The sequence below is a fragment of the Ruegeria sp. CL3 genome (assembly GCF_056536505.1).
This window is the reverse complement of record NZ_JBQFPT010000001.1, coordinates 340,084-352,903: the sequence shown is the minus strand read 5'-3', so window position 1 is coordinate 352,903 and position 12,820 is coordinate 340,084. Positions and strand designations below refer to the sequence as shown.

Genomic DNA, 12,820 nt, shown 5'->3' with positions numbered 1-12,820 from the left:
CCTTATCGCAGCTTGATTCAGGACGTAAAAACATGACCTTGCTACATCAGATTGTCTGGGGAAGCACGTTTCTGGGCCTTTGTTTTCTGGTCGAAATCCTGCTTTTGACGTGGTGTACTGTGGTGATCATGAAGATGGAAACCAATCTGGAAAAGAGAGGCGTGTTTATGGGCACGGCGATGCCGATTGCGGTGGCTCTCGTTTTCATTGTCGCGATCCACACCATTCAGGTTTGGATTTGGGCGATCGTCTGGGTGTTGCTCGACGTTCTGCCGGATTGGAACACCGCGATTTACTTTTCCTTGGTGACCTTCACGACCCTGGGCTACGGCGACATTGTTCTGGGTGAGGCACTTCGGATTTTCGGGTCTTTCGCTTCCGTGGCGGGGCTGTTGGCCTTTGGCCTGTCGACCGCTTACATGGTTGCCATGATGACGCGCGTATTTCAGGACCGAATTTTCTCTTAAAGAATAGGGGCAAAGAGCCGCGCCAGAGGGGCGCCAAAGCGGATATGGGCTGGTTGCTGGGACATTGATCGCGTTAGCTCGTAGCAGTTCTCGAAATCGGCTGACAGCATCTGACTGACGGCTTCCGCGGCGCGTGGGTCGAAGAACAGCGCCATCGCCTCAAAATTCAGCCGGAATGAGCGGTTGTCCAGATTTGTCGTTCCAACCGCAGCCAGAGCATCGTCTACCACAAACGCTTTTTGATGCATGAACCCGTCAGTATAGCGGAACACGCGCACGCCGCAGTCTCGAATCTCATCGAAATAGGCGAAGGCGGCCAGCCAGGGCAGGCGGTGGTCGATCACGTCTGGTAGCAGAATACGAACGTCGACCCCGCGCATGGCCGCGTGCTGCAGGGCGGTCATGATATCGATGTCCGGCACAAAATAGGGCGAGGCGATCCATAACCTTTCCTTGGCCTCGGCGATGGCTGCAAAGAACAGCATTGCGCCGGTTTCGGTGTCATCTCCCGGCCCGGTTGCCACCAAAAGGGCATTCATTTCCTGCTCGGCCTCGCTTCCTGCCCAATCAAGGTGGTCAATCAGATCCTCATCGCGCGCCCAGTGCCAGTCTTCGCAGAAAATCAGCTGTAGCTGCCGCACGATGTGGCCGGTCATTTTCAAGTGGGTGTCGCGCCAATGGCCAAAACGCTCACTTTGGCCCAGATACTCGACCCCTACATTGTGGCCGCCGATGAATCCGGTTTCGCCATCAATGATCACCGTTTTGCGGTGATTGCGATAGTTCAGCTGAAACCGGAAGTTCGGGCCACGTTGTTCTTTGGGGTCGGCCACATCTATCCCGGCCTCGCGCATCGTTTCGAGATACGTTGTCGGAAGGCCGTAGCTGCCGACAGCATCCGTCATGAACCGAACATGCACACCGCGCTTGGCAGCGGCGATCAGCTTTTTCTGCAGCTCTTGCCCAAGCGTGTCATCCCGGACGATATAGAACTGGATCAGGATGTAGTTTTCAGCCGCATCAATGGCCTTGAAAATCGCATCAAACGTGGCCTGCCCATCGACCAGCAACTCGGCTCCATTCCCGCGTGAGACGGGCAGGTGGGCCAGAACCTCGAACGGACGCGGGTTGAGTGTCATGGTCGAGGGATCGGGTTTCGAATAGTCGGCAAAGGTCTTGATGCCCTCGACGACGCGCTCGCTTTCCTGCCGCGCGATGCGGTAGCCGCGAAAGCGGTGGTGGCCTAGAAACAAATACATCGGTACCGCAAAGAAGGGGGCGGAGATCAGGAAGACCACCCAGCCCACTGCCCCCTGAGGGGTACGCGCGGTTTGCGCCGCGCGTAGCGAGAACACACCTGCTGTCACGTAGAGACAAAAAACGAGGGCAGAAACAAGCAATGTCCACATAGGGTTGAGGGCCTCCGGCGCAGGTTAGTTAGCGCCAGTGTAGATGCGAGACCAGTCCTGCGCCATATCCACAATGACCCAGCCCATGTCGGGGCCTTTATCCAACCCATCAACCAAGCGCCCAATTGGGCTTTCGCGGTCATAGGCCCATTCTCGTTCCGCATCCGTGTGGTGGACAAGGACCCCAAGACGCGGACCATCACCGGCCGTGGTCCACTCCATCATGGCGAAGTCGCCGTCCGAGTTACCCCCGGCCAGAATGGGGCGCTTGCCGAGCGTGCGTTCGATGTTGATCGGCTTGCCCTCCTTGTCGTCGATAAAGGCGATACCCGGTTCTTTGACGATGGTCGGAACGCCATCGACCTGCGCATAGCTGGTGGTGCCATAGGTGCCCAGAACCTGTTCAGGCGGGATACCATAGGCCTGTTCGGCAAACACCCGCATGAAATGAAGACCGCCGCCCGAGACAATGTACGTCGTGAACCCCTCATCACGCAGATAACGCAGCAGCTCGACCATTGGTTGGTAGGTCATCTGATCAAAGGGTAAACCAGTATCGGGGTGCTGTGTTGTGGCAAGCCAGTCTTCTACGGCCGCCTGAAACGCCTCGACGCTGACGCCGGAATGCGAGGCGTTGACGACCTCGATCAACGCGTCGTGCCCCCCTTCCAGGACGGTCGCAAGATCACCCTCTGCAGCGGCTTTCAAGGTCGGAGTGGTCAGGATGCTTGGGTCCTGCTCAGCCATCTCGGCCAGCCGGTCCATCGCAAAGATGAACTGGAAATAGACGGGCTGTTCCGCCCAAAGCGTGCCATCATTGTCAAAGACCGCGACCCGATCTGCAGGGGTGACATAATCCGGGCCGTCAGGGTCGGTCACGGCCTGGACAAACTCTACAATCGCGGCTTTCGAGTCACTTTGCGTCCAGCTGGGCAGGGGGTCCGCCAGCGACGCAAAGGGGGCAACAGACAAAAGGGCGCTAAGAACAGCGTGTTTCATGAAATTCTCGGTGGTTTTGGAATGGAAAAGGGCCGCCCCATGACGGGCGGCCCGGTATATTTGAACGCCGGTATTAGTTGTTGGTCGGCGTTGTCAGCTTCTCCATAACCTGATCTAGGTTGAAGCTTGCCGCTTTCTGGCGCGGTGGGAATTCCTCAAACGTGCTCAGGAACGTACCGACATATTGCTGGGCGGGAACCAGGAAATAGGCCCGATCCAACAGCCAGTCATAGTAGGTGTTCGAGGTCCGATAGGCGCGCTCATACGGGTCGCGGCGCAGGTTGATGATCAACGGGATGCGCAGCTCGGTCCAGGGTTCGATCCAGGCGCGCAGGGTTGCCCATGCTTTCTGCTCTAGGAAGATCAGCTTCCAGTCTTCAAAACGAAGCGCCGTCAGGTCGCCATCATCCGAGAAGTAGAAGATCTCTTTCCGGGGGCTTTCGGTGGACTCACCGGTCAGCAAGGGCAGGATGTTGTAGCCATCAAGATGCACCTTGTAGTCACGGCCCATACCGGACGAACTATAGCCCGCTTTCAGCTTTTCCTTGATATCCGGATCGCCGGCAACCGCAAGGTAAGTGGGCAGCCAGTCCATATGGTGGACGATCTCGTTGGTGACAGAACCGGCCTCAATCTGGCCCGGCCAGCGCACCATCGAGGGCACACGCCATCCGCCTTCCCAGTTGGTGTTCTTCTCACCCCAGAATGGCGTTGCGGCGGCATCCGGCCACGTGTTCATGTGTGGGCCGTTGTCGGTGGAGTAGTGAACAATCGTGTTGTCGGCGATGCCAAGTTCGTCCAGCAAATCGAGCAGTTGCCCGACATGCATGTCATGTTCAATCATGCCTGCGGTGTACTCGTCGGCCACGCGACCCGAGATTTCGTTGGCCTTGGTGCGCATCTCGTCCTTGACGTGGGTCCGGAAGTGCATTCGGGTCCCGTTCCACCAGACATAGAAGGGCTGACCCTGCTCATGCGCTCGGGTGATGAAATCGATGGCGGCGGCCACGGTCTCATCGTCTACGGTTTCCATGCGCTTGCGGGTCAGAGGGCCGGTGTCTTCGATCGTGCCATCTGATTTGGATTTGATCACGCCACGCGGGCCGTACGCCTCGCGGAAGGTGCGGCCATCGGCCAACACGCGATCACCGGGATAGTCTTCGTTTTCCGGCTCTTCTTCGGCATTCAGGTGGTAAAGGTTGCCAAAAAACTCATCAAATCCGTGGTTTGTCGGCAGGTGCTCATCCTTGTCACCCAGGTGGTTCTTTCCGAACTGACCCGTCACATAGCCATGGTCTTTAAGCAGGCCGGGAATGGTCGGATCCTCGACCTGCATTCCCAGATCAGCACCGGGAAGGCCGACCTTGGACAAACCGGTCCGGAACACGGACTGACCCATGATGTAGGAGGACCGGCCCGCAGTACAGGACTGCTCACCGTAATAGTCGGTGAAGATCATGCCTTCTTTGGCAACGCGGTCGATATTGGGTGTCTGATATCCCATCAGGCCCATCGTGTAGGCCGAGATATTCGACTGACCAATGTCGTCGCCCCATATCACAAGAATATTGGGCTTTTGATCCTGCGCCCAAGCCGGCAGGGCAAGGGCAACGGCTACGGTGGCAACAGCGACCCTGCGCACTGCACTGCGCCAATTGTTAGCAATCATTCGTGGAGGTGACATGTAGTACTCCTCAGTAAACGGGAATTAATGGCCCGGTAATTTTATCGTTAATGGCAGCGGCCGACTTAAGGAGAAGACCGCGAGCAAGGTGTTGATTGTCGGACAAAAAACTATCTATTGGTCCAAGAATCGAACAGAACTAGATTAGGCTATGAAACGTATCGAAAACCTATCATATGATCGCTTTGAAAGATACTAATGTTTGATGTTGATGAGGATATCCGAACGCTCACCCAGTCGGATTGGTTCGGCGCGCGCGGCCACAAATTTCAGAGCGATCTTATGACCTGCGCCGTGCGAAAAACCTTTGATGCGGGGGAAACGCTTTATCTCTACGGCGATGAGGCAAATGGAATTCACGCGGTTCTCAGCGGCGCTGTTCAGATCACCGCCCCGGCCGATGACGGGCAGGAATTTGTCGTTCATCGCGATGGACGCGGGTTTTGGGTTGGCGATTTGGCCCTGTTTGCCGAAGCGCGACGCCTGATCAGTGTGATGGCAACCCAAAAAACCCGAGCCTTGTTCTTTCCCACCTCACGGGTCGAGAGGCTAGTCCAAGACAACCCGGAATACATCCGCGATTTCTACGCATTGACGCGTGAGAACATGAAAACCTCTCTGCGCATCATGGCCAATCTGGCCGTCACCGGCACCGAGAAACGCCTTGTTCTACGCCTGTTGCATTTGGACGAGGGGGCCGCGAAAGCCGACGGATGGATCATTGTATCGCAAGAGGAGCTGGCCGCGATGGTTGCGGTTTCTCAGCCGACCTTGCATCGCAACCTGCATCGTCTGGTGGATCTGGGACTGGTCGAGCTTGGCTATGGGCGCCTGCGCCTGATCGACCGCAGCAAACTGATTGCCAATTGCCAGAGCTGATCTAGGGGTTGAGCGGAGGCAAAGCATCCTTGTCGCGCGCGACCGCATCTTTCAGCGAAGTCAGGCTTAGCAACGCGAAACTCCAGTCTTCCGATTGATCGCGACCGGAGTACCGGGCAGCACCGATACGGGTCAGGCAGTCTTCCAGCTTTTCTGCATTCTTAGAGTTGCCGCCACGCGATCTCCAAAGCTCCAACGCTGTATAAGTGGCATTTAAATCATGAGCTTGTACTGCAGTCTTCAAAGCGTCTTCAGCATATCTCCGCGACGCGAGATATCGATCACGGTGTGCCTCTCTCAGATCGCGGATGCGTGGGGAAAGAAAACGCCACAAAGCACCAGTCGCAAAAAGGGCGATTGCGGTAAAGGCAACGAACTTTAGAACTGCGTCCAGACTTGGCGGCTGCCATTTTGGTGGCGCAAGCGTCAGGTCCGTCGCGGGAACTGAGGCGGTTTCGATCTGGTTGGTCTGTAGGTTGAACCAGTCGATGGAAACCTCGGGCAACTGCGCGACACCTTCTTGCTGCGCGATATACACGACCTCTTCCTGACGTTGGCCGGACAACACTCCACGTTCTTCAGTTTCTGAAATCCGGGGTTCTTTGGGATAGGCGCGCAACAGCGGGCTTTGCTGTTGCGGTGTCAAAACCGGGATCAACAGCGGCGTTGTGCCAGAGATACGCGCAGTCAATTCTCGCGTGATGGCGTCACCAGCCTGCATGTCGGTTGGGCCTTCGAGTTTCTGCTCGAGGGTAAAACCGGTTGCGATGATCAACGGATCAAGGCCTTCGGCTCCACCAGGTATTTCGGCTGTGATTTTGACCGGAGGCAGGTCGACCGTGGCTTGAACCGAGGCACTTGTGTTGGGATCGGCATAGGTCACTGCAACTGACTGCGCGTCGAAGGTGATGTCGCCAGCGATCAGAGGATACACACGATAGCTGCGCTGAACACCCGACCATGTCTCGCCGTTCACGGTCACGCTGGCTGGCCCCGAGGCTCGTTCAGGCAGTCGCACCAAGAGGTTTTGTTGCTCCAGAGAGGGAAACTCGGGCGGTTGAGGCATGAAAGTCGGCACCAGAACCTTGATCCGAACAATCGCTGGTTGGCCGACGATGACGGGCTCCTCCGGAGCCTCCACGGTGATCAGCGGGGCGGTTTCTTCGTTGCCTTGCGCGAAGACGGAAACGGGGAAGAGGAGAATGAAGAGGAGCGCGTATCTCATTCCGTTCTCTCCTGATTTTCCAACAAGAAGCGGTTGCGCAAGAAATCCTGCATGTCGGTATCAATGGTGCTTATCCATTGCTCCGCATTCAGCGTTTGCGGTCCGTCCTTGGGTGCTTGGACCGTGGTTTCGCTACCGCGCGCGTCGTCATTGTCGAACACCGTATCGTCGGCGCCGATGCCAGCTTCCTCGCCCGTGTCAGACTGTTCCCGGGTCGTTTCGACATAGTCCAAGATGGCCTTGGACACCTCAAGGTTATGTTGCGCCTCTGGCCAATCCGGGCGACGCTCCAGAGCGGTTTCGAACGCCGCGATTGCCGGGCGGTATTCGCGGTTTCGGATTCGGGCCATACCTTCGGCAAAAGCGGCCTCGGCCGTGTTCAAACTGGCGAAAATCTCAGAGGCCTGTTCATATTGTCCGTCTTTGAGATATGCATAGCCCTTGTGATACGGGTCCTCAAACAGTTCAGCCGCGTCCCCAAACTGCTTCTGGTTCATCGCAATTTGCCCCTGCTGATCCGGTGTCAGGAGCCAATCCCGCCATCCCTCGGCACGCACACCAGAGGGCGGAAGGACGAACAACGCCAAAAGCGCCCATCTGATCACCCAACCTTTGCGGAACCAAAAAAGCGACAGCAGCGCAGCGGGCCAGGCCAGCATCCAACCCTTGTCTTGCCAGTCCAAACGATCGTCATCGTCCAAGGCTGCGGTATAGGCCGTCTGAATTTGGCGTTGCAGCCGAGAAATATCCCGGTCGTCATCCGTAAACGCAACAGTCGAAGCACCTTGGACACTTCCCAGCTGCGCAATCCGGTCGCCATCTGGCAGCATGGTCAGGAAGAAAAGATCATGAGTTGAGGTGCTTAGAGCAGGAACCTGAGACGGATCGAGATCGTCCAGAACAAACAAAACTGCGCCCGGGCTCTCGCTTTCGTCCAAAATGGATTGTGCTAGCGCTAGGGCATCGGCGGCCGCATCACCTTGCTTGGGCATCACGGCTGGCGTCAGACCCTCAAGCAGCGGGCGAAGGATGTTTGCATCCTCGGTCAGAGGCGCGACGCGGTGAGGGGTACCAGCATAAGCGATCAGGGCGGTGCGCGCTCCGGCGCGTTCGGTGATCAGATCGGCGATTTTGAACTTGGCCCGGTCTAAGCGCGAAGGCGCAAGATCGGTGGTCTCCATACTTTCGGTGACTTTGAGAGCGATCACCAGCGGCGCGGTATCCGCGATCAACGGGTTGGGCGCGCGCGACCATGTCGGCCCCGCCGCCGCGAGAGTGATCAGCGTGGCGATGATCATGGCCACGTCGATGGGATGAAACCGACGGGTCTCCTCCCCGCCCAATTGCAGGGCGGCAGCAAGATGTGGTGCGATCCCTGCAGTCTGAATGGATTGACGGGTAGGCTTGGGTCTGATCCTCCACCACAGGAACGCCATGGGGATGAGGAGCAACAGGTAATACACTCGAATAAAATGGAAATCTGTGAGGTCCATTGTCAGCTCGCTCCCTTTTTTCGGTGGGAGAAATGGAACCCTGCTGTGCTGACCAGAAGGACCATCAGCGCCAGCAGCAAGGGAATATGGGACAAGCTTTGCCGGGGGCGATAGCTTTGGGTTTGAACGGTTCGTGGGTTCAACTCATCAATGCGCGCGTAGGTTTGCGCCAAGGCTGCTGCGTCGTCGGCAAAGAAATACTCTCCGCCCGTTCGGTCAGCTATGTCTTGCAGGGCCTGTAGGTCGACGCGATCTTCGCCCGAGGCGTTCGGATCTCCGACCCCGATCGTATAGATGACCACATTTTTCTCGGCTGCTATGGCTGAGGCATTTATCGGCGTCATACGGCTTGAGGTATCCGCCCCATCGCTGAGAACGATCATCAGGCGCTGATCCACTTCGCTGGAGTCGAATGTGCGAATTCCTAGACCAATCGCATCGCCAAGCGCCGTGTTTGGACCGGCCATACCGACTTGAGTTTGATCCAGGAACCCATTCAAACTATTGAGGTCTTCGGTGAAGGGGGCCTGAATGAACGCGCGAGTGCCAAAGATGATCAGGGCCATCCGGTCGCCATCGCGTTCGGCAATGAACTTTTTCAAGACGCCTTTGACAGCGTCCAGCCGTTGCATCGGCGCGCCAGAGTCAGTCTGAAAGTCGCGCTGATCCATCGAGCCTGAGATATCCAATGCAAGAACAACATCGCGGGCGGATTTCTCAATCACAATTGGCTCGCCCAAACGCTCCGGTCTGGCGAGGGCCAGAACCAGCAGCAGCCATGTGACGACGACGCTGGCTGTTTGCAGTCTGGCACGGTTTCGGATCACGGAGCCAGATTTGGGCTCAACACCAGCAGCTTGCACGACGCGGCGAAAGAAGGGAATGCGAACCGAAGCCGTTTTCTCACGCCGAGGCGGGGCGAGGAAATAAACGACTGCGGGCAAAGGCAGCAGGAGAAAGACCCAGGGAGCGGCGAAGGAAAACATCATGCGCTCCGATACGGTTTGTGAGACTTGACCCAATGCCGGGCCATTTGCCTGAGGTCTTCGTTCGAGGGTGTTGTCGTGTATGGCGCTTCGGTCAGTGCATGGCTCAATTCTTGGTTTAATGGCTTGATATCTGATGATTGGTTCAGAAACATAACCCATTCGTCACCATATAGACCTGCGACCTGGTCCCTCGGGTATGCGGCCAAAGCCGTCCGCCGTAGCACCTCGGCGATCTTTGCTGACGGGATATCCGGTACCGACAGCTCTGCCAGAGCAGCTCGGCGATAGGCGTTGGCGCGTCTATGTTTGCGAACGACCGAGACCGCGGTGAATAAGACGATCAGCAACAAGATCGCCAAAGCAGCCCATCCCCATGTCTGGGGCGACATTGCAATGGGCAAAGGCTCGGGCGCGGGTTCGAGCATGTTCAGCAAGTCGACCAGAGATTTCCCGGTGGTGTCGATACTCATCGCCGTGCTCCGCCATGTCCGAACAAGCGCAGCAACTGGTCCAGCGCCGGTTCCGAGGTCGTCAAGGGAACCACAGGGAAACCGTATCGGCGCGACCATTTGTGGAGCTGCGAAAGTCGGTCCTCCATGGAGGCGCGGATTTTCACGGAAAGCTCGGGATCGGAGCTGTCGATTTCGATCTGCGCATCCCCGTCCGAGACGGTCAATTTAAGGTCTGGTGCCAAGCTGCGCGACGTTGGATCAGCAACGTTGAACACAATCAGATCGTTCGACGCCGCAAGACGGCGGAGCAGGGCTTCCGACCGGTCATCCAGCCCGTCGCAGTCCGAAAACAGGCAGATCAATCCGCTGGTTTGGCAGACACGCGCGGCCTCGATCAGCATATCGTTCAGGGATACAGTCGGTTCTGGCGTCAGGCCGGCATGCAGAGCGGAGTTGGCCGCTGCTATGGAAGATAACAGTCGCGTAAGGGCCGTTGCGCGGCGCTGAGGACGATGTTCGGCAACGCTGGTATCGCTGAAGACGAGGCCGCCTACGCGGTCTCCCTGACCCAATACGCGATGCGCTGCAACCGCTGCGGCCTCGGCGGCGATGACGGATTTCATGTAGGCGACGGTTCCAAAGAACATCGAAACACGCTGATCAACCAGCAACAGAGCCGGGCGGTCGCGCTCTTCGGTATAGACTCTAACGTGGGGGTCTCCGGTGCGGGCGGTGACTTTCCAGTCGATGGTCCGGATGTCGTCACCGGGCAGATAGCCGCGCAGTTCTTCGAAGTTCAGGCCACGTCCACGCAGACGCGAGGCATGGCGGCCATTCAGGATCGACCGCGCGGGTTGACGGGGCAACAGGCTGAGCGCTCGGGCGCGGTGGCCAAGACGGACAAGCTGGTCCGCATCCACATGGATGCGCGGGTCTTTGGAAAATGGCGCAGTCTGAGTCATGCGGCCGGTATCCTTGAGGGTCAGGGCAATGCAACCAAACGCAACAGCTCGGCGATCACGTCATCTGCGGATTTTCCCGCGCCTTGCGCCTCGAAGCTGAGGGTTACGCGATGGCGCAGCACGTCATGGGCAATGGCGCGGATATCTGCGGGGTCGACATAATCGCGTTCATTCATCCACGCATGCGTGCGCCCGCATTTGTCCAACGCAAGCGAAGCACGGGGGCTGGCACCGATCTCGATCCAACTGGCCAGTTCGGGGCTGAGTGCCTCGGGCGTGCGGGTGGCCTGCACGATATCGGCCATATATCGGTCCATCGCATCCGAGACATGGATCTGTCCAATCTCGGATCGCGCGTCAAAGATGGCGTCTTGCGGGATCGCTGGCGGATGCTCTTTAGGGGCATCTTTGCCTGCGGCAATGTCCTCGCCACGTACGAGGCGGATGACCTCAACCTCATCCTCGACCGGAGGGTAGGTGATCTGCACATGCATCAGAAACCGGTCCATCTGCGCCTCGGGCAGAGGGTAGGTGCCCTCTTGCTCGATCGGGTTCTGGGTGGCCATGACGATGAAGAGCGGCTCCATCTTGTGGGTTGTGCCGGACACGGTGACCTGCCGTTCTTCCATCGCCTCAAGCAGAGCGGCCTGAACCTTGGCGGGCGCACGGTTGATCTCGTCGGCGAGGACGATGTTGGCGAAGATCGGGCCGGGTTCGAATTTGAATTCGCTGCCTTTGTCCGTCTGTTGATAAATCTCGGTCCCTGTCACGTCCGAGGGCAGCAGGTCCGGCGTAAACTGAATGCGGCTGAACTGAGCATCCATGTTCTTGGCCATGGCCTTGACCGCGCGCGTTTTTGCTAGACCCGGTAGCCCTTCGATCAGCAGGTTGCCGTTGGCTAGAAGACCGATCAACAGGCGATCAATCACCTCGGTCTGTCCAATGATCGACTGCGCCATGCGGGATCTGAGATCCATGATCTGATTGAGTGCGCTCATAAAAATATCCCGTTCCGGCCCGAAAGGCAGGCCGTGCAGCCTAGTACCTGCAGGGACCCGGATTCGGGATTTTCAAGTAATGAGAACATGTTATCAGCGCGACACCACGCAGACCAACAGGAATTCTGACTTCCTTATATTTGATTGTTTTGGAGCCGCAGCGGAATTAGCCGGAAACTGCGCCGTTGCTGTCATCCCCAAGCCTGCCATCCAGGGACATCAGGATCGCGACAGGTCTAAGCGCGGGGATGTGGCTGAAGACGATCAGGATACAGACGGTTAGGGGGACGCTCAGGAAGGCTCCGATCAGGCCCCATACGGTGGTCCAGAACATCAGGGCGAGGATGACCAGAAAGGTCGACATGTTCAGCGACCGGCCCAGCAACGCCGGATCGAGAAAATTGCCGATCAGGAACTGGATGGTGCCGCAGCCCAAAACCACCACCAGAAATGGCGCGATGCTTTCGAACTGCACCACGGCGATCATCGCTGGGAAGATGACGGCAATAATCGACCCGATCGACGGGATGAAGTTCAGCGCAAAGGTCAGCACGGCCCATGTCTCGGCATATTCAAGGCCCAGCACGCGAAAGATGCTGTAGCTGATGCCCGCCGTGATCAGGCTGATCAGGGTTTTGACCCCGACATAGCGTTGCAGACTAAATGAGATCGCATCCAGCATGGCCGCGAATTCTCGACCGGTTTGAGGGTTTCCGGCGGCCATCTGGATTTTCTTTCGAAACGCCAAACGCTCGGCCATCAGAAACGCGACATAGAGGCTGATCAGGAAGAACTGGTTCAGCAACGATGTTGCGCTGCCCAGTAGGATGCGGGCGACATAGGACATGTCGATGCTGACCAGATTATCCCGGATAAAACGCGTCACGTCGCTGCCGACCAATCCAGCGACGCGGTTCACGGCATTGTCGAATTGCTCCTCATAGGTGCCGACGGTGCGGGCGAACTGGGTGGCCTGACTACCGAGGATATACATGATCATGAAAAGGCCAGCCAGAACGACGGTGACGCCGGCGATGTTGGCGAGCCAGACGGGGACACGTGTCAGGGCGGCGATCCGGTCGCTCAGCGCGATGATCAGGACGTTGACCAGAAGGGCCATGGTCAGTGGGATCAGGAACGCGGCCCCGGCATATAGCCCCAAAACCACAAGGGTTGCGACAATACAGGTGTCACGCACCACAGGCAGTGTGGCGCGGGGTACATCCTTGGTGGTGTTCGGGTCCAGAGGCATGTGCAAACCTG

Annotated in this window: 12 protein-coding genes; 2 read left to right on the top strand and 10 right to left on the bottom strand. The window is 57.6% G+C overall.

Features of this window, described 5'->3' with window-relative positions; all coding sequences use genetic code 11:
- Positions 1 to 32: 32 nt before the first annotated feature.
- The gene (locus tag ACR0NO_RS01790; protein ID WP_170373652.1) at positions 33 to 467 is read left to right on the top strand and encodes a potassium channel family protein; all 435 of its coding nucleotides are present in this window, start codon (positions 33 to 35) and stop codon (positions 465 to 467) included.
- Here the strand turns inward: ACR0NO_RS01790 and cls are convergent.
- The 3 genes from cls to ACR0NO_RS01775 all read right to left on the bottom strand — a co-directional run bounded on the left by cls (position 464) and on the right by ACR0NO_RS01775 (position 4,559).
- Positions 464 to 1,876: a cardiolipin synthase gene (cls, locus tag ACR0NO_RS01785; RefSeq protein WP_480722769.1), complete on the bottom strand. Its 1,413-nt coding sequence runs from the start codon at positions 1,874 to 1,876 to the stop codon at positions 464 to 466. The two genes, ACR0NO_RS01790 and cls, sit on opposite strands and share 4 nt — an antisense overlap.
- 24 nt (positions 1,877 to 1,900) lie before the next feature.
- Positions 1,901 to 2,875 (bottom strand): HAD family hydrolase, encoded by a 975-nt coding sequence (locus ACR0NO_RS01780; RefSeq protein ID WP_480722768.1) that lies wholly within the window; start codon positions 2,873 to 2,875, stop codon positions 1,901 to 1,903.
- A 73-nt stretch (positions 2,876 to 2,948) separates the two neighbouring features.
- On the bottom strand, positions 2,949 to 4,559 hold the full coding sequence (locus tag ACR0NO_RS01775) for an arylsulfatase (protein ID WP_247748279.1): 1,611 nt from the start codon (positions 4,557 to 4,559) through the stop codon (positions 2,949 to 2,951).
- 198 nt (positions 4,560 to 4,757) lie between these two features.
- On the opposite strand from ACR0NO_RS01775, the gene ACR0NO_RS01770 reads away from it, so the two are divergent.
- On the top strand, positions 4,758 to 5,438 hold the full coding sequence (locus ACR0NO_RS01770; RefSeq protein WP_170373655.1) for a Crp/Fnr family transcriptional regulator: 681 nt from the start codon (positions 4,758 to 4,760) through the stop codon (positions 5,436 to 5,438).
- Position 5,439: 1 nt separating this feature from the next.
- On the opposite strand, the gene ACR0NO_RS01765 is transcribed toward ACR0NO_RS01770, so the two are convergent.
- The 7 genes from ACR0NO_RS01765 to ACR0NO_RS01735 all read right to left on the bottom strand — a co-directional run bounded on the left by ACR0NO_RS01765 (position 5,440) and on the right by ACR0NO_RS01735 (position 12,809).
- Entirely contained in the window at positions 5,440 to 6,663 is a 1,224-nt protein-coding gene (locus ACR0NO_RS01765; RefSeq protein WP_480722767.1) for a hypothetical protein, read from the bottom strand.
- Positions 6,660 to 8,156 (bottom strand): VWA domain-containing protein, encoded by a 1,497-nt coding sequence (locus ACR0NO_RS01760; RefSeq protein WP_480722766.1) that lies wholly within the window; start codon positions 8,154 to 8,156, stop codon positions 6,660 to 6,662. Before ACR0NO_RS01760 ends, ACR0NO_RS01765 begins: the two co-directional genes overlap by 4 nt.
- Positions 8,157 to 8,158: 2 nt before the next feature.
- On the bottom strand, positions 8,159 to 9,142 hold the full coding sequence (locus ACR0NO_RS01755) for a VWA domain-containing protein (RefSeq protein ID WP_480722765.1): 984 nt from the start codon (positions 9,140 to 9,142) through the stop codon (positions 8,159 to 8,161).
- The gene (locus tag ACR0NO_RS01750) at positions 9,142 to 9,615 is read right to left on the bottom strand and encodes a DUF4381 domain-containing protein (protein WP_480722764.1); all 474 of its coding nucleotides are present in this window, start codon (positions 9,613 to 9,615) and stop codon (positions 9,142 to 9,144) included. Before ACR0NO_RS01750 ends, ACR0NO_RS01755 begins: the two co-directional genes overlap by 1 nt.
- On the bottom strand, positions 9,612 to 10,559 hold the full coding sequence (locus tag ACR0NO_RS01745; RefSeq protein WP_480722763.1) for a DUF58 domain-containing protein: 948 nt from the start codon (positions 10,557 to 10,559) through the stop codon (positions 9,612 to 9,614). The genes ACR0NO_RS01750 and ACR0NO_RS01745 overlap by 4 nt, the downstream gene beginning before the upstream one ends.
- A gap of 20 nt (positions 10,560 to 10,579) precedes the next feature.
- A complete protein-coding gene (locus tag ACR0NO_RS01740) occupies positions 10,580 to 11,557 on the bottom strand; it encodes an AAA family ATPase (RefSeq protein ID WP_480722762.1) in 978 nt (325 codons plus the stop codon).
- Positions 11,558 to 11,723: 166 nt separating this feature from the next.
- Complete coding sequence (locus tag ACR0NO_RS01735) at positions 11,724 to 12,809, bottom strand: AI-2E family transporter (protein ID WP_480722761.1); 1,086 nt, start codon at positions 12,807 to 12,809, stop codon at positions 11,724 to 11,726.
- Between the last annotated feature and the right edge of the window lie 11 nt (positions 12,810 to 12,820).

Bases quoted from the DNA above. Each gene is read 5' to 3' on its own strand.
- ACR0NO_RS01790 (WP_170373652.1), top strand. From the start codon at position 33: ATGACCTTGCTACATCAGATTGTCTGGGGAAGCACGTTTCTGGGCCTT.
- cls (WP_480722769.1), bottom strand. From the start codon at position 1,876: ATGTGGACATTGCTTGTTTCTGCCCTCGTTTTTTGTCTCTACGTGACA.
- ACR0NO_RS01780 (WP_480722768.1), bottom strand. From the start codon at position 2,875: ATGAAACACGCTGTTCTTAGCGCCCTTTTGTCTGTTGCCCCCTTTGCG.
- ACR0NO_RS01775 (WP_247748279.1), bottom strand. From the start codon at position 4,559: ATGTCACCTCCACGAATGATTGCTAACAATTGGCGCAGTGCAGTGCGC.
- ACR0NO_RS01770 (WP_170373655.1), top strand. From the start codon at position 4,758: ATGTTTGATGTTGATGAGGATATCCGAACGCTCACCCAGTCGGATTGG.
- ACR0NO_RS01765 (WP_480722767.1), bottom strand. From the start codon at position 6,663: ATGAGATACGCGCTCCTCTTCATTCTCCTCTTCCCCGTTTCCGTCTTC.
- ACR0NO_RS01760 (WP_480722766.1), bottom strand. From the start codon at position 8,156: ATGGACCTCACAGATTTCCATTTTATTCGAGTGTATTACCTGTTGCTC.
- ACR0NO_RS01755 (WP_480722765.1), bottom strand. From the start codon at position 9,142: ATGTTTTCCTTCGCCGCTCCCTGGGTCTTTCTCCTGCTGCCTTTGCCC.
- ACR0NO_RS01750 (WP_480722764.1), bottom strand. From the start codon at position 9,615: ATGAGTATCGACACCACCGGGAAATCTCTGGTCGACTTGCTGAACATG.
- ACR0NO_RS01745 (WP_480722763.1), bottom strand. From the start codon at position 10,559: ATGACTCAGACTGCGCCATTTTCCAAAGACCCGCGCATCCATGTGGAT.
- ACR0NO_RS01740 (WP_480722762.1), bottom strand. From the start codon at position 11,557: ATGAGCGCACTCAATCAGATCATGGATCTCAGATCCCGCATGGCGCAG.
- ACR0NO_RS01735 (WP_480722761.1), bottom strand. From the start codon at position 12,809: ATGCCTCTGGACCCGAACACCACCAAGGATGTACCCCGCGCCACACTG.